The sequence below is a fragment of the Micromonospora sp. NPDC004540 genome (assembly GCF_040610095.1).
In the GTDB taxonomy this organism is placed as follows: domain Bacteria; phylum Actinomycetota; class Actinomycetes; order Mycobacteriales; family Micromonosporaceae; genus Micromonospora.
Genome location: NZ_JBEXLR010000017.1, coordinates 20316 through 38872, shown reverse-complemented (window position 1 = coordinate 38872; position 18557 = coordinate 20316). Strand labels below are relative to the sequence as shown.

The 18557-nt window shown below is 73.3% G+C and carries 19 protein-coding genes; 5 read left to right on the top strand and 14 right to left on the bottom strand.

The window, feature by feature from the left end; translation table 11 throughout:
* Positions 1-38: 38 nt before the first annotated feature.
* The gene (locus tag ABZV78_RS08785) at positions 39-779 is read right to left on the bottom strand and encodes a flavin reductase family protein (RefSeq protein ID WP_355636805.1); all 741 of its coding nucleotides are present in this window, start codon (positions 777-779) and stop codon (positions 39-41) included.
* A gap of 291 nt (positions 780-1070) precedes the next feature.
* Here ABZV78_RS08785 and ABZV78_RS08780 point away from each other — a divergent pair, with 291 nt between their 5' ends.
* Entirely contained in the window at positions 1071-1856 is a 786-nt protein-coding gene (locus tag ABZV78_RS08780) for a helix-turn-helix transcriptional regulator (protein WP_355636719.1), read from the top strand.
* Positions 1853-2050 (top strand): DUF397 domain-containing protein, encoded by a 198-nt coding sequence (locus tag ABZV78_RS08775; protein WP_355636717.1) that lies wholly within the window; start codon positions 1853-1855, stop codon positions 2048-2050. The genes ABZV78_RS08780 and ABZV78_RS08775 overlap by 4 nt, the downstream gene beginning before the upstream one ends.
* 29 nt (positions 2051-2079) lie before the next feature.
* Here the strand turns inward: ABZV78_RS08775 and ABZV78_RS08770 are convergent, their stop codons facing one another.
* The 5 genes from ABZV78_RS08770 to ABZV78_RS08750 all read right to left on the bottom strand — a co-directional run bounded on the left by ABZV78_RS08770 (position 2080) and on the right by ABZV78_RS08750 (position 7186).
* Entirely contained in the window at positions 2080-2568 is a 489-nt protein-coding gene (locus tag ABZV78_RS08770; protein WP_355636715.1) for an SRPBCC family protein, read from the bottom strand.
* Positions 2568-4265 (bottom strand): ABC transporter permease, encoded by a 1698-nt coding sequence (locus tag ABZV78_RS08765; RefSeq protein WP_355636713.1) that lies wholly within the window; start codon positions 4263-4265, stop codon positions 2568-2570. Before ABZV78_RS08765 ends, ABZV78_RS08770 begins: the two co-directional genes overlap by 1 nt.
* Positions 4250-5014 carry an ABC transporter ATP-binding protein gene (locus tag ABZV78_RS08760; RefSeq protein WP_355636711.1) on the bottom strand — a complete coding sequence of 255 codons (765 nt, stop codon included), beginning with the start codon at positions 5012-5014 and terminating at the stop codon, positions 4250-4252. The genes ABZV78_RS08765 and ABZV78_RS08760 overlap by 16 nt, the downstream gene beginning before the upstream one ends.
* A gap of 85 nt (positions 5015-5099) precedes the next feature.
* Positions 5100-6740: a cation acetate symporter gene (locus ABZV78_RS08755; protein WP_355636709.1), complete on the bottom strand. Its 1641-nt coding sequence runs from the start codon at positions 6738-6740 to the stop codon at positions 5100-5102.
* Entirely contained in the window at positions 6740-7186 is a 447-nt protein-coding gene (locus ABZV78_RS08750) for a hypothetical protein (protein WP_355636707.1), read from the bottom strand. Before ABZV78_RS08750 ends, ABZV78_RS08755 begins: the two co-directional genes overlap by 1 nt.
* A gap of 229 nt (positions 7187-7415) precedes the next feature.
* Here ABZV78_RS08750 and ABZV78_RS08745 point away from each other — a divergent pair, with 229 nt between their 5' ends.
* Positions 7416-7937, top strand: a complete 522-nt coding sequence (locus ABZV78_RS08745) for a sigma-70 family RNA polymerase sigma factor (protein ID WP_355636705.1) — start codon at positions 7416-7418, stop codon at positions 7935-7937.
* 124 nt (positions 7938-8061) lie between these two features.
* A complete protein-coding gene (locus ABZV78_RS08740; protein WP_355636703.1) occupies positions 8062-9129 on the top strand; it encodes a sialidase family protein in 1068 nt (355 codons plus the stop codon).
* Positions 9130-9170: 41 nt separating this feature from the next.
* Here the strand turns inward: ABZV78_RS08740 and ABZV78_RS08735 are convergent, their stop codons facing one another.
* The 5 genes from ABZV78_RS08735 to ABZV78_RS08715 form a co-directional block, all read right to left on the bottom strand.
* Positions 9171-9833, bottom strand: a complete 663-nt coding sequence (locus ABZV78_RS08735; protein WP_355636701.1) for a DUF5701 family protein — start codon at positions 9831-9833, stop codon at positions 9171-9173.
* Positions 9834-9915: 82 nt separating this feature from the next.
* Positions 9916-10677, bottom strand: coding sequence for a LytTR family DNA-binding domain-containing protein (locus ABZV78_RS08730; RefSeq protein WP_355636699.1), 762 nt, complete (start codon positions 10675-10677; stop codon positions 9916-9918).
* Positions 10674-11897: a histidine kinase gene (locus ABZV78_RS08725; protein WP_355636697.1), complete on the bottom strand. Its 1224-nt coding sequence runs from the start codon at positions 11895-11897 to the stop codon at positions 10674-10676. The genes ABZV78_RS08730 and ABZV78_RS08725 overlap by 4 nt, the downstream gene beginning before the upstream one ends.
* Positions 11898-11930: 33 nt before the next feature.
* The gene (locus tag ABZV78_RS08720) at positions 11931-13442 is read right to left on the bottom strand and encodes a sugar transferase (RefSeq protein WP_355636695.1); all 1512 of its coding nucleotides are present in this window, start codon (positions 13440-13442) and stop codon (positions 11931-11933) included.
* A 327-nt stretch (positions 13443-13769) separates the two neighbouring features.
* Complete coding sequence (locus ABZV78_RS08715; protein ID WP_355636693.1) at positions 13770-14630, bottom strand: DNA-formamidopyrimidine glycosylase family protein; 861 nt, start codon at positions 14628-14630, stop codon at positions 13770-13772.
* Between the two features lie 24 nt (positions 14631-14654).
* Here ABZV78_RS08715 and ABZV78_RS08710 point away from each other — a divergent pair, with 24 nt between their 5' ends.
* Positions 14655-15917: a glycosyltransferase gene (locus tag ABZV78_RS08710; protein ID WP_355636691.1), complete on the top strand. Its 1263-nt coding sequence runs from the start codon at positions 14655-14657 to the stop codon at positions 15915-15917.
* 144 nt (positions 15918-16061) lie between these two features.
* Here the strand turns inward: ABZV78_RS08710 and ABZV78_RS08705 are convergent, their stop codons facing one another.
* Genes ABZV78_RS08705 through ABZV78_RS08695 form a run of 3 tightly spaced genes read right to left on the bottom strand, consistent with a single transcriptional unit; the run spans position 16062 to position 18548 of the window.
* Positions 16062-16787, bottom strand: a complete 726-nt coding sequence (locus ABZV78_RS08705) for a CDP-alcohol phosphatidyltransferase family protein (protein ID WP_355636689.1) — start codon at positions 16785-16787, stop codon at positions 16062-16064.
* The gene (locus tag ABZV78_RS08700; RefSeq protein ID WP_355636688.1) at positions 16762-17829 is read right to left on the bottom strand and encodes an iron-containing alcohol dehydrogenase family protein; all 1068 of its coding nucleotides are present in this window, start codon (positions 17827-17829) and stop codon (positions 16762-16764) included. Before ABZV78_RS08700 ends, ABZV78_RS08705 begins: the two co-directional genes overlap by 26 nt.
* A complete protein-coding gene (locus tag ABZV78_RS08695) occupies positions 17817-18548 on the bottom strand; it encodes a phosphocholine cytidylyltransferase family protein (protein WP_355636686.1) in 732 nt (243 codons plus the stop codon). Before ABZV78_RS08695 ends, ABZV78_RS08700 begins: the two co-directional genes overlap by 13 nt.
* Positions 18549-18557 lie beyond the last annotated feature (9 nt).

The following is an 18557-nucleotide window of genomic DNA, read 5'->3' as shown; positions in this document are numbered from 1 at the left end:
GCCGAGTGACTCAGGTCACTCCGCCCAGCGGTCGGTGATCAGTCGGTGAGTCCGCGGTAACGGCCGCGGTAGTGCAGCAGCGGCGTGGTCTCCTCGGCCAGGTCGACCGCCTCGATGGTGGCCTCGACCAGCAGGCCCCAGCCGTACTCCCGGGCGGTGTCGAGCCGGCACCCGGCCCACCCGCCGGCGTCCGCGGGCACCGGCCCGTACGGGGTGTCGGTCCAGGAGTCGAGCGCGAAGAGGCCGCCGGGGGACGGGAAGAGGCCGGCGAACCGGTCGGCGAGCTGCCGGTGCCCCGGGCCGAGCGGGGCGACCGCGAACCGGCCCGCCTCCTCGACCGCCGCCCACAGGTCCGATTCCGGGTCGACCAGCCCGAGCAGCCGGTCCGGCTCCCCCTCGGCCACCAGCGTGGACGAGACGGTCAGCCCGGCCGGGCCGGGCGCGGTCCAGAGCGTCACCGGGGCGGCCAGCCGACCGCGCAGTCGGCGGACCGGCGAACGCTGCCCGGCCGGAACGGCGAACGGGTCGGTGTGGTGGATCTCGGCGCCCGGCTCATGATTCACGTGAAACATTGTGCCGCCCCGCCCCCGCGCCCAGCCCAGGAAGCGCTGGTGCAGGTCCCGCGTGCCGGGAAGCTGCTCGGCGGCCTCCGCCATGAGGCGACCCAGGAAGAGCAGCAGCGCGGGCCGGTCGTGCCGATATTCCGCCAGCAGCGCGAGCCGGGCCGGCTGGCACGGCCAGTGCGCCCCGCACCCCCGACACCGCCACGCCGGCCGCATCGCCACGTGCGCCCTCGTCGGGCCCGGCCTCTTCCAGATCTTGGACGAATTCGACCCCTCGGAGGGCCGTTTCCATCCAAGATCTCGGCGGTCGTCTCTCATCAGCGCCTCCCCGGGAAGGGGTCGCCCCGGCCGGGGGATGGCCGGGGCGACCTGCCGCAGGACCGGCCGCCGGGTCGTCGCCTCCACCAGCCGGGCCGCGCCTCTCCACCCTGGACGCGGCGGCGCGGGCAGGGGAGGATGCCAGGGCTTACTACACAGCGCGATCACGTACTTACCGGAGAGGTAAGGATGAACATCGAGGTGTGGATCCGGGCGTTGAAGGCCGCACGGGCCGGTGCGGACGTCTCCCAGGAGGGGCTAGCCGCCGAGATCAGGTGGAGCCCGTCCACGGTGGCCGCCATCGAGACCGGGCGCCGCCGGCCGACCATGGAGTTCGCGGTCGCCGCCGACCAGGCCCTCGGCACCGGCGGCCTCCTTGCCCAACTACTGAAGGCCGCTGACCAGGAACGCGGCCCGTCATGGTTCGTGCCCTGGCGCGGCTATGAACAGCAGTCGGTCAGGCTTCGCGCCTTCGAGGCATGCCTGGTTCCGGGCCTGTTGCAGACGGAGGATTACGCCCGCGCGGTGATCTCGACCGGCGGCCTGCATCCGCCTTGCACCGTTGACGAGCTGGTGGCCGTCCGGCTGGAGCGGCAACAACTGCTGCATCGTGACCAGCCGCCGCACTGTGTGTTTCTGCTGGACGAAACCGCTGTCCGACGGCCTGTCGGTGGGCCGGCGGTACTCGATGCTCAGCTCGCGCGCCTGCTGGCGGTGGCCGAGCTGCCGGCTGTCCGGCTGCATGTCGTCCCACTCGCCGTCGGAGAGCATGCCGGGCTCGGTGGCGGCTTCGTGCTGGCCGAGCTGCCGGACTCCGAGCGGGTGCTCTACCTGGAGAATGCCGCGCGGGGACACGTGATCGACGACCCCGAGACCATCGGCTTGATCGAGCGGAAGTGGGATAGCCTCCTCGGCGAAGCGCTGTCCACGGGAGCCTCACTGGAGCTGATCCGGAAATTGAAGGTGACGCCATGACCACCGCCGAGCCCTACTGGCGTACGTCGTCCCGATCGACCGACTCCGGTGGCAACTGCGTCGAGGTGGCGGACAACCTGCCCGGGGTGGTGCTGGTCCGGGACAGCAAGGATCCGTCCGGCCCGACGCTCGCCTTCACCCCGGACGCCTGGCGCTCCCTGGTCAAGGGCCTCCGCCGGCACGGGCTCGACTGAGGGCCGCCCGGCCTGAGCCGCGAATCGACTTATGCGGTGAGGGAGCGGCGGGCGGCGGCCAGCACTTCCGGGTCGGCGCATCCAGCGGCGTAGCCGGCGATCCGGCGGCGGATGTCCCGGCCGAGCAGCCACACCCCGATCCGCTCGGTGACCGGGCGCAGGAACGCCGGCCGGCACCGGAAGTTGTACCGCCACGTGGCCACGGTGGTGCCCGGCTCCGGGCCCGGGGCGAACCGCCAGCCGCCGCCGAACCGCTCGAAGAACCACGGCCCGCGGACCATCTTCATGCCCACGTTGGTCGGCGGCGCCCAGGAGACGTACTCGCTGACCATGACGAGGCCGTGCCGGGAACGGGTGAAGGTGCGCACGCCCCTGCCGGGACGGGTCGCCCCGTCGACGAAGTGCTGCTCGCGGACGAACGGGTCCCAGCGGTAGCGGACCGGCGCCACGGTCTGCGACACGGCGAAGGCCAGCTCCGGGGGGACCGGAACGGTGGTCACCGCCTCGACGACCGGCATCAGCGCCTCGGGGTGACCGCGGCCAGCAGTTCCGGGTGCCGGTGGTCCAGCGCGTCCCCGGCCAAGTACGCGCCGAGCAGCGCGCCGCCCAGCCCGTACGCCAGCCCGACCGGCAGGGCCAGCCAGAGCCAGACGTCGCCGAGCAGCGCGGCGGCCACCACCAGGGGCACGGCGGCCGCCGCCGAGGCCACCATGGACAGCAGGGCGTACAGGCTCTTCGCCATCGCGGCGCCGGTGTTCATGGCGAACGGGTTGCTGGTCTCCGGCAGCGAGTAGCCGCCGAGCACCGAGACGGACGCGTTGATCGCCAGCCCGCACCCGTACGCGGCGAACAGCGCGCCGGCCATCACGCCGAGCCAGCCGGGTCGCCCGAGCACGACGGCCAGCACCACGGCCACCGCGCCGAGGATCGGCACCACGTAGAGCGAGAACGCGGCCATCCGGGCCCGCAGCTCCACCCGCCCGGGCACGCCGGCCACCACGTTGGCGGCGTACGCGCTGCCGTCGAAGCCGAACTGGTTGGCCAGGGTCACCGAGGCGAGCACCCCGACGAAGACCATCGAGAGCGTGACCAGCACCGGGGACGAGTTGGCGGTGGCCTGGCCGAACGCGGCCCCGCCTTCGGTGGCGAGCCGGGAGCCGCCCAGGTTGACCATCACCGGCACGAAGATGCCGACCACCGCCACGGTGATCAGGTTGGCCCGCCGCCGGGCGTCCCGCCACCAGTAGCGGCACTCCCGGGCGACCAGCGCGCCGAACCGGTCCCTTCGGGCCCAGCCGACCGCCCGGGGGAAGAGCTGCCCGACCGCCCCGCCCGCCGCCGTGCCGCGCCGGTCCCGGGACGGCCCGGCGCTCGCCGCGCCCACCATCGCCGACTCCAGCGACCGCGACCACCAGAGCAGGAGTACGCCGATCGCGGCCACGGTGATCAGCAGCTTCAGCACGGCCGCCCCGGCGCGTCCCTCGGCCACGTCGACGCCGATGGTCCAGGGCGCCCCGAACGGGGTCCAGCCGACCACCCGGGCCACGCCGGTCAGCCGGTCCCAGTCGGCCTGCTGGACCGCGCCGAGCACCAGCAACTGCAGCGGGCCGAGCAGGGCGGCGAGCACCGCGAGGAGCACGGCGGCCAGGTCGCGAACCCGGCGGGAGCGGAGCATGGTGGCGAAGGCGCTGGTCATCGCGCGGGCGGCGGCCACGCAGAGCAGCAGGCCGAGCACCACCCCGAGCGCCCCGACGAGCGCGGCGGACCAGCCGCCCAGCGCGCCGGCGGTGACCACCAGCCCGGCGGCCGTGAGCAGGGTCGACAGCGCCGGGACGCTGACGAGGGCGGCCGCGAAGAGGCCGGTGACCAGGGTGCGGCGGGACAGCGGGAGCAGCGCGAAGCGGGCCGGGTCCAGGGTCTCGTCCACGCCGAAGAAGACCAGGGGCACCAGCAGCCAGCCGAGGGTCAGCAGGCCGCCGCCGAAGGCGGCGGTCATCACCGCGTACCGGGACTCGCCGGCCAGGCCGGGCGCGGCGAGCAGGAAGAAGCCGCCGGCGGCGAACCAGAGCCCGAACAGCACGCCGCCCACGAACAGCGCGATCCGCCAGGCCTGACCGCGGAAGTTGTTGCGCAGCACCCGCAGCTTGAGCCGGACGAAGTGCCGGGGTGAGACGGCCCGGGGCGCCCGCTCGGCGTCGGTCACCGGGACAGCCACGACAGCTCCTCGCCCGTCGCGGTCCGGCCGCCGACCACCTCGACGAAGACCTCCTCCAGCGACCGGTCGCCGCGCACCTCGGTGAGCGTGCCGACCTGCTTGATCCGGCCGTCGGCCAGGATCGCCACGTGCGAGCAGAGCCGCTCGACCACCTCCATGACATGGCTGGAGAAGATCACCGTGCCGCCGCCCACCACGTAGCGGTGCAGGATGTCCCGGATCAGCGCCGCGGAGACCGGGTCGACCGCCTCGAACGGCTCGTCCAGCACCAGCAGCCGGGGGCCGTGCAGCAGCGCGCAGGCCAAGCCGATCTTCTTCTTCATGCCGGCCGAGTAGTCGACCACCAGGGTGCGGCCGGCGTCGGTGAGCGCCAGCACGTCGAGCAGTTCGGCCGCGCGCTGGTCGACCACCGCCGGGTCCATGCCGCGCAGCAGACCGTGGTACGCCAGCAGCTCCGCCCCGCTGAGCCGGTCGAAGAGGCGCACGCCGTCGGGCATCACGCCGAGCAGCCCCTTGGCGCGCACCGGGTCGGCCCAGACGTCGTACCCGAGCACCCGGGCCTGGCCGGCGTCGGGCCGCAGCAGGCCGACGGCCATGGACAGGGTGGTGGTCTTGCCGGCCCCGTTCGGGCCGAGCAGCCCGTAGAACGAGCCGGTCGGCACGTCGAGGTCGACGCCGGCGACCGCCACCTTGGTGTCGAACCGCTTGGCCAGGCCACGGAGGGACAGCGCCGGGTGCTGATCGGTCATGCCCCCGACCGTAGCCCGCCGCGGCCAGCGATCGATCCGGCCGGAGGATGATCTTCTCGTCCTACCTGAGCCGTACGGCCAGGCGCTAGAGGCGCAGCGTCTCCGGGGTGTGCAGGCGGAGCATCGTGACGCCGACGTCGCGGGGCAGCCGCCGCCGGGTCGCCATGGACACCGCCACCATCACGGTGAACGCCAGCGGCACCGTCCATGCGGCCGGTTGGGTCGTGAGCGTGGCCGGCCAGCCGGACAGCGGCGGGCCGAGCACGGTGAGCAGCACCGCGCCGATCGCGGCGCCGCCGCCGACCAGCACCCCGGCGGCGGCGCCCAGGTCGGTCAGGCCGCGCCACCAGATGCCGAGCACCAGCAGGGGGCAGAAGCTCGACGCGGCCACCGCGAAGGCCAGCCCGACCACCTGGGAGACGTCCAGCCCGGAGACGTTGAGGGCGAGCACCGCCGGCACCCCGCCGGCGATCACCGTGGCCAGCCGGAAGCCGCGTACCGAGCCGCGGCCGAGCACGTCGGTGGAGATCACCCCGGCCACGCTGGTGAGCAGGCCGGACGAGGTGGAGAGGAAGGCCGCGAACGCCCCGGCGGCGACCAGCGCGGCGAGCAGCCGGCCAATGGTGCCGTCGCCCAGCGCCGCACCGGGCAGCAGCACCACCACCGCGTCGGTCTGCCCGGTGACCAGCAACTGTGGCGTGTAGATCCGGCCCAGCACGCCGTAGATCGTGGGCAGCAGGTAGAAGACGCCGACCAGGGCCAGCACCACCAGCGTGGTGCGCCGGGCGGCGGCGCCGTCGGGGTTGGTGTAGAAGCGCACCAGCACATGCGGCAGGCCCATGGTGCCGAGGAAGGTGGCCAGGATCAGCGAGTATGTCGCGAACAGCCCCCGGTCGTCGTCGCCCGCGGTGTCCGGCAGCAGCCAGTCGGTGGCGGCGGTGGCCGCCCCGGAGACCTCGGGCACCGGGTCGCCGGCGGCGAACTCGAGCCGGTCGCCGGGGCGTACCTCCCGGGTGTCGCCGCCGGGCAGGGTGAGCGTCGCGCGGTGCTCGACCACCACGGTGGTCGCGGTCCGGAACGCGGGCCCGTCGGGCGGGGTCACCGCCGGGCGGGCGTCGGCCTGCCACTGCAACGCCAGGAAGATCGCGGGTACGGCGAGCGCCGTGAGTTTCAGCCAGTATTGGAACGCCTGCACGAAGGTGATGGCGCGCATCCCGCCCAGCGCCACGTTGGCGGTCACCACCACGGCGACCAGCAGCGCCCCCACCGGGTAGGGCGAGCCGGCCACCGTGGCCAGGGTCAGCCCGGCGCCCTGGAGCTGCGGCACCAGGTAGAGCCAGCCGATGAAGATGACGAAGACGGTGGCCAGCTTCCGCAGCCGCCGCGAGCCGAGCCGCACCTCGCAGAAGTCGGGCAGGGTGAAGGCGCCGGAGCGGCGCAGCGGGGCGGCCACGAAGAGCAGCAGCGCCAGGTAGCCGGCGGCGAAGCCGACCGGGTACCAGAGCACGTCGACGCCGTACTTGAGGATCAGCCCGGCCACCCCGAGGAAGCTGGCCGCCGACAGGTATTCCCCGCCGATCGCGGCGGCGTTCCAGGTCGGGCTGACCGCGCGGGAGGCGACCAGGAAGTCGGAGGTGGTCCGGGCCAGCCGCAGCCCGTAGAAGCCGATGCCGACGGTGACCAGGGTGACCGCCACGATCGCGGGAACCACGTAGCCGTTGCCCATCAGCGCTCCGGCCGCTGGACCAGGTCGGTGAAGTCCTGCTCGTTCCGTTCCGCCAGCCGCACGTAGGCCCAGCCGACACCGATCAGGAACGGGAAGGCGGCCACCCCGAGCAGCAGCCAGGGCAGGTTGACGCCGAGCAGGGTGACGCGGCCGACCGAGGGCGCGATGGCGAAGAGCCAGGGCAGGCCGCCCAGCCCGATCAGCACCAGCAGGCTGAGCCGCAGGGCCAGCGAGAGCTGGGCCCGCATGAGGCCCTGCACCAGCGTCTCGCCGACCCGGGTCTGCTGGGTCAGCTCGGAGCGGGTGCGCTCGGCGCGGCTGCGCGGGCGGGAGACCTCGGCCAGCACGACGCGGGTCCGCCGGGGCGGCTGCGGGGCGCGCGGGGCGGGGACCGGAGCCGCCCGGTCGGGCCGCCCCGGAACGTCCTGCTCCTCCGCTCCGGTCATCCCGGCAGTCTTGCCTGCTCACCGGGAATGTCAAGGGTGCCGGGGACGGCCTGTGCACAACTTGTGGATAACGCTTCACTCCTGTGGACAACCCGGTGGACGACGGCCGCCTCGTTGTGGACGACGGAGCGGGATGTCAGGGTGCTGCGCGTCGGCGACGACTTGTGATCGTCTCTCCGGGAACCTTCCGCCCACGCGACGAGTGGGAGAGGTGTGAAGGGAGGTGACGGTGTCCGACGGTGATCTGATCTCCGAGCTCTATGCCGGCTGTTTCCGGCGGTTGGTGGTCCAGCTCTATGCCGTGACCGGCGACCTGAGCGAGGCCCAGGAGGCGGTCCAGGAGGCATTCACCCGAGCCCTGGCCGCGCCCGGACGCTTCGCGCGGCTGGACAACCCGGAGGCGTGGCTGCGGCGGGTCGCGGTGAACGTCGCCCGCAGCCGGCACCGGCGGCGACGCGTCCTCGACCGGCTGCTGCTCCGGATCGGTCCGCCGCCCGCCGTCGCCGACCGCTCGCCGGACCATCTGGCCCTGCTGGCCGCCATGCGGGAACTGCCCGAGGGGCAACGGACCGCGCTGGCGCTGCACTACCTGGTCGATCTTCCGGTGGACGAGATCGCGGCGACCCTCGGCGTGTCCGCCGGCACGGTGAAGTCCCGGCTCTCCCGCGGGCGGCAGGCCCTCGCAGCGCTGCTCACGGATTCCGACGTCAGCGGCAGCACCAGCACCGGGAGGATCGATGTCCGTTCGTGAGTTCTCCGGCTTCGAGGTCGACACGATCGCCGGTGCGGTCCGGCAGCCGCCGCTGCACGAGTTGCGTGCGGTGGCTCGGTCGCGGCGGCGCCGGTCGGCGGCAGTGGCGGCAACCGCTCTGGCCGTGCTGACGGGCGTGCTCATGGTGCCGATGATGGCCCAACTCGAGCGACACGGGCCGACGGCGAAGCCCATGCCGTCACCGGGTCCGACTCTGCCCGGGAAGCCCGGCGACTTCACGCTGACCGGCCCGGAGTCGGGGGTCGATGTGCGCGTCGACGGCTGCGTGTTGCGCTTCGCCCGCACCACCGACGGGGGCCGGACCTGGTCCGACTGGGACGACGCCCGGTACCAGGCCACCAGATGCGAGCCCGGACCGGCCGCGAGTGGGGCAAATCTGGAGTATTCCGTATTGGGGGACCGCACCTATCTGGTCTACGACGGCGGGTTGCGTCGCCTCTCCACCGACTATGGCCGCACCTGGCAGGACGCGCACGAGGCGATCACCGCGGTGCGGTCCTTCCCGCCGACCGCCCGGCCCGTCTTCTGTCAGTTCCTGTGCCGGGCTGTGGACCAACCGCTCGCGGTGGACCCGTCGACGGGAGGCGTCTACCGGCTCAGCGGACCGCCGCCGTCACTGCTTCCGTTCTTCAGCCTCTACCCCGCATCGGACGGCAGCATCTGGACCACGTACGGGATCAACGAGGCCACGGTCGGGGCCCGCAGCACCGATCGGGGCGTGACCTGGACGACCTGGACGCCACCGACGGGGAAGGGCGTTCTGGCGCTGGTGGCAGTTGACCGGCGGAAGGGCTACCAGCTCGTCTCCGGCGCGGACGGGGCGGTGACGCTGGAGCGGACCGAGGACGGTGGGAGAAGCTGGTCCACCACCCTGACCGGCCTGCCGGAGGTGGCGCACTGGGACCTGACGGTGGGATCGGACGGGTCCCTGCTGGCCATCACCCAGACCAGCCGGGGCGACGACAGCACAGCGGAAGTGCTCGTGAGCCGGGATGACGGTCGGAGTTTCTCGGTGGCGCGAGGGGACGGGATGCCCGTCGCCTCGGTCTGCGTCGTGCCGGGCTACGCATGGCTCTTCGGGGGCGGCGGCGGTCCAGAGGCGGAGGCGGACTACCTGGTCCTGACACAGGACGGGCGCATCTGGAGACAGTTTCTCCTCGCCTCACCCTGAGCGGTGCCGGGGGCGGGACCAGGCGGTCCCGCCCCCATGGCTCAGCCGAGTCCGACCCGAACCGGATCGGCGGTGGCGGAGCCGAGCCAGGTGTGCGGGTTGCCGAACCAGCACCAGCCCAGCTTCGGCGCGCCCTGGCTGATCCAGAGCGCCGGCACCCGCTTGTCGCCGCAGCGGGAGCCGACCAGCGAGAAGCACCGGTTGCTGGCCAGCGCCGGCGGGTGCAGGGTGACGAAGGCGAGGCCCTCGTCGATGGTGATCGGCAGGCGGCCCCGGGCGGTCATCTCCGCCAGGGCGGTCGACGGCGGCAGGTTCCGGTACTCATCGCCCCGGTCGACGTCGAACAGCAGGTACGCCGGCCCGGCCGGCACCTCCAGCTCCTTGATCGGGTCGAACGCCGGGAGGTCGGCGGCCGGGAAGTTCCGGTCGAGGATGCCGGGCTTCCGCTTGCCGGCGAGCGTGGTCAGCGCGATCCGCTCCTGGACGGGCACCAGCTCGCGGGTGGCGACCAGCAGGAAGGGCACCCGCCCGTCCGTGGGCGCGGCCAGGTCGGCCGCCCCGGCGACGGCCGCCGGGCGCAGCGGGGCGAGCAGGTCGCGGAAGGCGTCCTCGGTCAGCCCGGCCAGCGCCGGGTAGCCGAGCTGGACGAGGCGGTCGAGTTGCCGGTCGAATTCGGTCGCGGCGTCGTAGCGGCTGTCGGGCATGCGGCCTCCACTCTGTCGTACGGCGTCCCGTACAGCGTACGACAAGGGGCGCCTATTCCCGACCGGCGGAAGAATTTCCGGATCAGCGGTTCCAGTCCTGCTTGGCCGCGCGGACCAGCTTGTCCTTCAGCTCCCGGTTGTGCCGGCGGCTCACCGGCAGCTCGGTCCCGTCGATCACCACCACGTAGCCGGAGTTGACCAGCCGCAGCTCGGCGATCAGCTTGAGCTGCACCAGGTAGGACCGGTGGATCCGGACGAACCCCGCGTCCGCCCAGCGCTCGGCCAGGGTGGCCAGCGAGACCCGGACCAGGTGCGAGCCGTCCGCGGTGTGCAGCCGGGCGTAGTCGCCCTGCGCCTCCACCCAGCGAACCGCCGAACGGGGCAGCATCCGGGTGGTCCCGGCCAGCTCGATCGGGATGGTCGGGTCCTCCTCGGCCCGGGCCAGCGCGGCGGGGTGCGAGGGGACCACCCGGGAGCCGATCACCCGGCGCAGCGACTCGGCCAGCCGCTCGGCGCGCACCGGCTTGCGCACGTAGTCCGTCGCGCCCAGGTCGAAGGCGTCCACCGCGCCGTCGTCGTACGCGGTGACGAAGACGATCGCCGGCGGCCGGGCGAACCGGCGCAGCACCCGGGCCAGCTCCATGCCGTCCAGACCGGGCATCCGGATGTCCAGGAAGACCACGTCCACGTCGCCGTCGCGGAGCACGCGCAGCGCCTCGGTCGCGTCGCCGGCCGTGTGCAGCCGGGCCACCCGGGGATCGGCCCGCAGGTGGTAGGCCAGCTCGTCCAGGGCCGGCGGCTCGTCGTCGACCGCCAGCACGCGGAGGAATCCCGTGGCGCTCATGAGGTCGCCCGGACCCCGGGATGGAACTTCGGCACCCGCATGCTGACCTTCGTACCCGAACCCAGGCCGGTCTCCACGACCAGGCCGAACCCGTCCCCGAAGGCGGACCGGAGCCGCTCGTCGACGTTCGAGAGGCCGACGTGCTGGCCCGGGTCGTCCGCCGGGTCGCTGCCGGCGACGGAGAGCTCGGCCATGCCGGCGGTCAGCGTCGTCGGATCCATCCCCACCCCGTCGTCCTCCACCGTGATGTGGCACTCGGCGCCCGCGTCCCGGGCCTCGATGCTCACCATGCCGGTGCCCGGCTTTCGGGACAACCCGTGGCGGACCGCGTTCTCCACCAGCGGCTGGAGGCAGAGGAACGGCAGCGTCACCGGCAGCACCTCCGGGGCGATCTGGAGGCGCACCTGGAGCCGCTCGCCGAAGCGGGCCCGCTCGATGGTCAGGTAGCGGTCGATCGAGCGCAGCTCCTCGGCGAGCGTGGTGAACTCACCGTGCGCCCGGAACGAGTAGCGGGTGAACTCGGCGAACTCCAGGATCAGCTCGCGGGCCCGCTCCGGGTCGGTCCGGACGAACGAGCCGATCGCGGTCAGCGCGTTGTAGATGAAGTGCGGGCTGATCTGCGCGCGCAGCGCGCGTACCTCGGCCCGGGCCAGGCGCTCCCGGGAGGAGTCCAGCTCGGCCAGGGCGAGCTGGTCGCCCGCCCAGTGCGCGGTCTCCAGGGTCGCCTGCACCAGGCCCGGGGCCGGCCGCTCGTCGGCCACCGCCACCAGCGCCCCGACCACCCGGCCGTCCGCGCTCAGCGGGGCCACCACCGCGCCGCGGACCGGGCAGTCCACCAGGTCGCAGTGCAGCTCCGACTCGCGCAGCACGGTCGAGCGCCCGGCGCCGACCGCCTTCCGGGCCGCCGCGAGCAGCTGGTCGCCGTGGTGCGTGCCGTGCCCGTCCAGGGCGAGCAGGGCGTCCCGGTCCGTCAGGGCCAGCCCGGCCGCGCCCACCAGGGCCCGCAGATGGCGTACGGCCTTCGCCGCTCCCGTGGTGCTCAACCCCGCCCGCAGCGGCTCGGCGGCGAGGCCGGCGGTGTGCAGGACCTCGTACGTGGCCCGCTGGGTGGCCGTCGCGATGCCCCGCCGGCCGCGCAGCCGCAGCACCGCCCAGAGCGCCGCGGCGAGCGCGCTGACCAGCGAGACCACGCCGAACACGGCGGAGAGATTGCCACCCACGCCCGCGATCCTGACGGGTGGCGGCCCGGAACGCTAGTACGCGCCCTTGCGGGCGAGCACCACCCCGACGGTCCGCCAGAGGATGCTCAGGTCGTAGGCCAGCGACCAGTTGTCGACGTAGTAGAGGTCGAGCCGGACCGCCTCGTCCCAGGAGAGGTCGGAGCGGCCGGAGACCTGCCAGAGCCCGGTCATGCCCGGCCGGACCAGCAGCCGGCGCCGGACGTCACCCAGGAAGTCACCGTCGTCGGCGGGGAGCGGGCGCGGGCCGACCAGCGACATCTCGCCCCAGAGCACGTTGATCAGCTGGGGCAGCTCGTCGAGCGAGGAGGCGCGCAGGAAGCGGCCCACCGGGAAGACCCGGGGGTCCTGCTTCATCTTGAACAGCATGCCGTCGGTCTCGTTCTGGTCGACCAGGCCGGCCAGTCGCTCCTCGGCGTCGACGTACATGGTGCGGAACTTCCAGACCCGGAAGGTGCGCCCCTCGTGCCCGACCCGGGGCTGCCGGAAGAAGACCGGCCCGGGGTCGGAGATCCGGATGGCGATCGCGACCGCGGCGAAGAGCGGGGCCAGCAGCACCAGGCCCAGCCCGGCGGCGACCCGGTCCATCAGGTTCTTGGCCAGCAGCGCCGGCCCGGACAGGGTCGGCTCCTCGACGTGCAGCAGCGGCAGGCCCTCGATCGGGCGGATGTGCACCCGCGGGCCGGCGATGTCGGTGAGCTGGGGCGCGACCACCAGGTCGACGCCGGAGCCCTCCAGCTGCCAGGCCATCCGGCGGAGCTCGCCCGGCTCGGCGCTGGCCGAGCCGCAGACCGCGATGGTGTCCCCGCCGACCTCGCGGACCAGGGCGAGCACGTCCCGGCCGGCGTAGACCGGCACCGGGGTCTCGATGCCGCGAGCGGCGGCGTACCCGTCGGTGAGGTGGATGGCCACCGGGACCAGGCCGGCCCCCGGGTTGCGGGTGACCGCGGTGTAGACCTCCAGGCACTCCGGCAGGGTGCCGACCAGCACCATCCGGTGCCCGGCCTGGCCGACCCGGCGGCGGACGGCGTGCAGCGCCATCCGGGCCACCATCCGGACCAGCAGGATCAGCAGCATCGCGCCGAGCAGGGCGAAGCCGACCGTCCACCGGGAGAGCATGGTCTTCGTGGCGAAGGCCAGGAACGAGACGGTGGCGGCCACCGCCACCCCGGCCCGGATCACCCGCTTGAACTCGTCGGGGCCGAGGCCCAGGTAGCGCCGGTCGTAGGCCCGGTTGCCCCAGAGGATGAGCAGCCAGCCCAGCGGCAGCAGCCCGAACGCGACCGTGTGGAACCAGGTCGGGTTCTCCTCGGCGCCGTAGAAGCCGGCGGAGGCCTGCTCGAAGACGTTGATCGCGATGAGGCTGGCCAGGGCGGCGGCCCCGAAGTCCAGCAACAGCAGCACCGCGATGTAGGGACGGTGCCAGCGGGACACCCTGCGTCGGGCGCGTGCCCACGCCGACCGGGGTACGCCGTTGTGCGACGGCGGAGTCGGCGGCTGGATCTCGAAGCTGTCGACGTGCCGCACGCTCTTGCTCCGGCCTGTGTTGGTTACCGGGCGCTGGAGGCTTGTCGTCACCTCAACCAGTGTCCTCCCGCATGACACGCGCCCTCACTCGCCGTGAGGACCCGGGTCGCCCACCGTCCCAGTCTCCCACGCGGGCCCGGCCCGGACCGCCCCCCGAGGGAGAAGCCGTCCGAGATGGTGCTCGTGGGGATCTGGCCGGCTCCGAGTCGGTTGTGAAGCCGGGGACCGAGCCACTATACCGATGGATGGCGGCCCCGGTAGAGGTGCGCACTGGGACCTTCGGCGATCCCTGGCCGATTCCTCTCCGTAATCGTGGAGTGCAATTACTCACCGTACGAGGCGGGACAACCGTCGGTCAGCCAGCGGCTTGCCGCCGGTCTGACAGGTGGGGCAGTACTGGAGGCTCGAATCGGCGAACGAGACCTCCCGCACCAGATCGCCGCAGACCGGGCAGGGTAGCCCTTTCCGGGCGTGCACCTTGAGCCCGGAGCGCTTCTCGCCCTTCAGCTCCGCGGCCCGCTGCCCCATCGAGCGCCGGACCGCGTCGCCGAGCACCGCCCGGGTCGCCGCGTGCAGGGTGGCGAGCTGGTCGTCGGTGAGCCGGTCGGTGATCGCGAAGGGGGAGAGCTTCGCCGCGTGCAGGATCTCGTCGGAGTACGCGTTGCCGATGCCCGCCAGCACCGACTGGTCGGTCAGCACGCCCTTGACCTGTCCCCGGCGGGTGCGCAGTTGGGCGCCGAAGGTGGCCAGGTCGGCCGCCAGGGCGTCCGGGCCCAGCTTGCCCACCCCGGGCACCAGGGCCGGGTCGGTCACCAGGTAGGCGGCCAGCTTCTTCTGCGTGCCCGCCTCGGTCAGGTCGAAGCCGGAGCCGTCGTCGAGGCGTAGCCGCAGGGCGATCGGGCCCTTGCCGGGGCGCAGCGGCGCGGCCGACGGGAACGCCTCCCGGTAGTGCAGCCAGCCCGCCCGGGCCAGGTGGACCACCAGGTGCAGGCCCTCGTCGAATTGGACATCAAGGAACTTGCCGTGCCGGCCCGCGCCGGTGACCGTCCGGCCGGCGACCGCGCTCGGCGGCGGGTCGTACGTCTTCAGCGCGCTGATCGCGGCGACCTCGACCCGGTCGACGCGCCGGCCCACCGCCCGCTCGCGCAGGTAGCCGGCGAGCGCTTCCACCTCCGGTAGTTCAGGCACGCCACAACGGTAGCCTTCTTTCCCGTGAGAATCGTGGTGGCGCACAACCGGTATCGGGAAGCCCAGCCCTCCGGCGAAAACACGATCGTCGACGCGGAGATCGCCCAGCTGACCGCGGCCGGGGTGGAGGTGCTGCCGTTCCTGCGCAGCTCCGACGAGATCCCCTCGATGTCGAAGCCGGCCAAGGCGCTGCTGCCGATCTCGCCGATCTGGGCCCCGAAGGCCCAGCACGACCTGGACCGCCTGCTCGCCGAGCACCGCCCGGACGTGCTGCACCTGCACAACCCGTACCCGCTGCTCTCGCCCTGGGTGGTGCGGACCGCGCACAAGCGGGGCGTGCCGGTGGTGCAGACGGTGCACAACTACCGGCAGGTCTGCTCCTCCGGGCTCTACTTCCGGGACGGCGTGATCTGCCAGGACTGCCGGGGCCGGGCGCTGGGCGTGCCGGCGATCGTGCACCGCTGCTACCGGGGCTCCCGGGCGCAGAGCGCGCTGATGGCCACCACGCTCGCCGTGCACCGCCCCACCTGGAAGTCGGTGGACCGGTACATCGCGCTCACCACGGCGGTCGCCGACCACCTCCGCGACTACGGCATCCCGGACGAGCGGATCGTGGTCAAGCCCAACGCGGTGCCCGACCCGGGCACCCCGGCGCCGCCCGGGGACGGGTTTCTCTTCATGGGCCGGCTCAGCCCGGAGAAGGGGCTCGACCTGCTGCTGACGGCGTGGCGGCGGCACCCGGTGGGTTCGCTGGGCCCGCTGCGGATCGCCGGTGACGGCGAGCTGCGCCCGCTGGCCGAGGCGGCCGCCGCCGAGCGGCCCGACGTGGTCTACCTGGGCCAGCTCGACCGGGCCGGGGTACGCGCCACGCTGGCCGAGAGCGCCGTCGTGCTGGCCACCTCCACCTGGCACGACGTGCTGCCCACGGTGATCATCGAGGCGCTGGCCAGCGGCCGGCCGGTGCTCGGCACCGCGCTGGGCGGCATCCCCTACCTGGTCGGCGCGGACGATCCCCGGGAGCCCGCCGGCACCGGCCCGGCCGAGGTGGCCACCGCGGCGCCCGGCGACGGGCACGTCTCCCTGCCGCAGGGGGTGCAGCGCGGCGAGGCCGGCTGGGTGGTCGCGCCCGACCCGGCGGCGCTGGCCGCCGCCCTCCCGGTGGCCCGGGCCGGCGCGACAACACTCGCCCCCGCCGCCCGCACCCGCTACGAACGCACCTTCCACCCCGACGTGGTCACAAAGCGCCTGATCGACATCTACACGGACGTCGCAAGCACGGCCCGCTGACCCGGGCGCGCCGCCCTCAGCGTCGATCATGAAGTTAGCGTCTGGGAACGCGCTTTCCGCTGCCGCTAACTTCATGATCGACGAGGTGGGCGCGAGGTGGGCGCGAGGTGGGCGCGAGGTGGGCGGGAGGTGGCGCGGGCGGGGTCAGCGGAGCGAGGCGCGCGCGGAGAAGGCGATGCTGGCCAGGAGGAAGCCGCCGTTGACGATCGTGAAGGCGACGATCACCCAGACGGTCAGGGCGGGTGCGACGGTCAGGACCAGGCCGGCCAGGAAGATCACCGCGCCGTAGTCGCGGACCAGCTTCGCCAGGCGGACCGGGAGCGAGGTCGAGGTGACCATGCTGGCCGCGTTCGGGCCGGCCTGCATCACCGAGGTGACCAGGTTGACCATCCAGGTGCCCGCGAAGACCGCGATCAGCCAGGTCGGCGTCGACGGGCGCTGCGCCACGGCGGTCGCCCCGAGGGCGGTGACCAGGGCGATCTGGGCGGCCACGTCGCAGAGCACGTCGACCCGGGCACCGGCCGGGTTGTTCTGCTTGGTCACCCGGGCGAGCTGACCGTCCGCGCAGTCGAGCGCGTACGCGATCTGCCAGGCGACCAGGGCGAGCAGACCGACCGACCAGGCCGGCACGGAGCCGGCGGCGACCTTTGGGGCGAGCGCGACCACGGTCGCCGAGGCGGCCAGGCCGAGCACCAGGTTGGTGAGGGTCAGCGCGGTCGGGCGCAGCCCCAGGCGCTGGGCGACCAGCGCGAAGACCGCGCCGATCCACTGGCTGATCGACTCGCTGAACAGGCCGCCGCCCCGGTTGACCCGGTGGAAGTCGGCGACGGAGGGGCGGGACGGCTCAGCCGAGGTGGTCGCGGAGTGCACCGGCGTAGTCTGCCAGCCGCTTCCGCGTCTCGGTAGGCGACATCGCCAGGTGTTCGAGGATGGTGTAGCGGTCCGGCCGGGTGGCCGGAGCGAACTGCACCGCCTCCACGAACTGCTCGTCGGTCAGGCCCACGTCGGCGGGGAGCCGGGGCAGGCCGTGCCGGGCCAGGCAGGCCGACATCTCGGTGAACCGGCGCTCGTCGCCGCGGAGGAAGGTGCAGAACAGCGCGCCGAGCCCGGCCAGCTCGCCGTGCGAGGCGGTGCCCGGGTAGAGCGAGTCGATCGCGTGCATGATCTCGTGGCAGCCGCCGCTGGCCGGGCGGCTCGTGCCCTCGATCGCCATGGCCAGGCCACTGGAGATCAACGCCTCGGCCAGCACCGTGACGAAGACCTCGTCGCTCATGTCGCCCGGGTGGTTGAGCACCGCCTCCGCGCCCGCTCGGGAGAGCGAGGCGGCCAGTCCGTCGAACGGCTCGCTCCGCACCTCGCGGGCCAGCTCCCAGTCGGCCAGCGCGCTGATGTTGCTCACCACGTCGCCGATGCCGGCCCGGTTGTGGCGCTCCGGCCCCGCCTCCACGAAGTCCAGGTCGACGATCACGGCGATCGGGATGTGCACCCCGTAGGAGCCCTTGATCCCGCCGGTGACGAGGCTGGCCACCGGCGACGCGATGCCGTCGTTGGCCAGCGCGGTCGCCACGGTGACCATGGGCAGCCCGCGGCGGGTGGCCGCGTACTTGGCCACGTCGATGGTCTTGCCGCCGCCGATGCCCACCACCGCGTCGTAGGACCGGCTGCGCAGCTTGGCGCCCAGGTCGTCGGCGGCGTCCAGGGTGCCGCCAGCCACGGTGAACACGTCCGCCGACCGCAGCGAGGGGCGGATCAGCTCGGCGATCTGCTCGCCCTGCCCGGGCCCGACCACCACCGCCACGTCGCCTCCGGCGGAGATCCGCCCGTCGGCCAGGATCGCGGCGAGGTCGGCCACCGCACCGCGCCGCACGTCGATGTGCAGCGGGGTGAGGACCGTCCGGGCTAGTAGCGGCACGCGATCTCCCGCGCCCGGGCCAGGTCGGCGTGGTTGTCGACCTCGACCCAGGAGACGTCGCCGATCGGCGCCGCCCGCACCTCGCCGCCCCGATCGGCGAACTCCTGGTAGCCGTCCTCGTAGTAGAGGTTCGGGTCGCGCCGCCAGGTCGCCTCCAGGGCGTCGGCGAGCGCGCCGGCCACCTGCGGCTCGATCAGCGTCGCGCCGATGTACTCCCCGTACGCCTCGCCCGGGTCCATCAGCTTGGTGATCCGGGTGAGCTGGCCGGCGGCGTCGAAGGTGGTCTTCATCTCCTCCTCGGCCAGGACCTTGATGTTGTCGATGGCCAGCAGGATGCCCGGACCCCGCTCGGCCAGCAGGGTCTTCTCCACGCTCACCGGGTGCACGGTGTCGCCGTTGACCAGCAGCACGCCCCGGGCGAAGTGCTCCCGGGCCAGCCAGAGCGAGTATGCGTTGTTCCACTCCTCGGCCTTGTCGTTGTGCACGAGGGTGATCGTGACGCCGTACTTCTGCTCCAGCGCGGCCTGCCGCTGCCGGACCGCGTCCGCCGCGTAGCCGACCACGATCACGACCTCGGTCAGCCCCACCTCGGCGAGGTTGCGCAGCGCGATGTCGAGGATGGTGGTCTCCCCGTCGACCGGCACCAGGGCCTTGGGCAGGGTGTCGGTGTACGGGCGCAGTCGGCGCCCCGCACCGGCCGCGAGCACCATCCCGATCATGCCGGCACC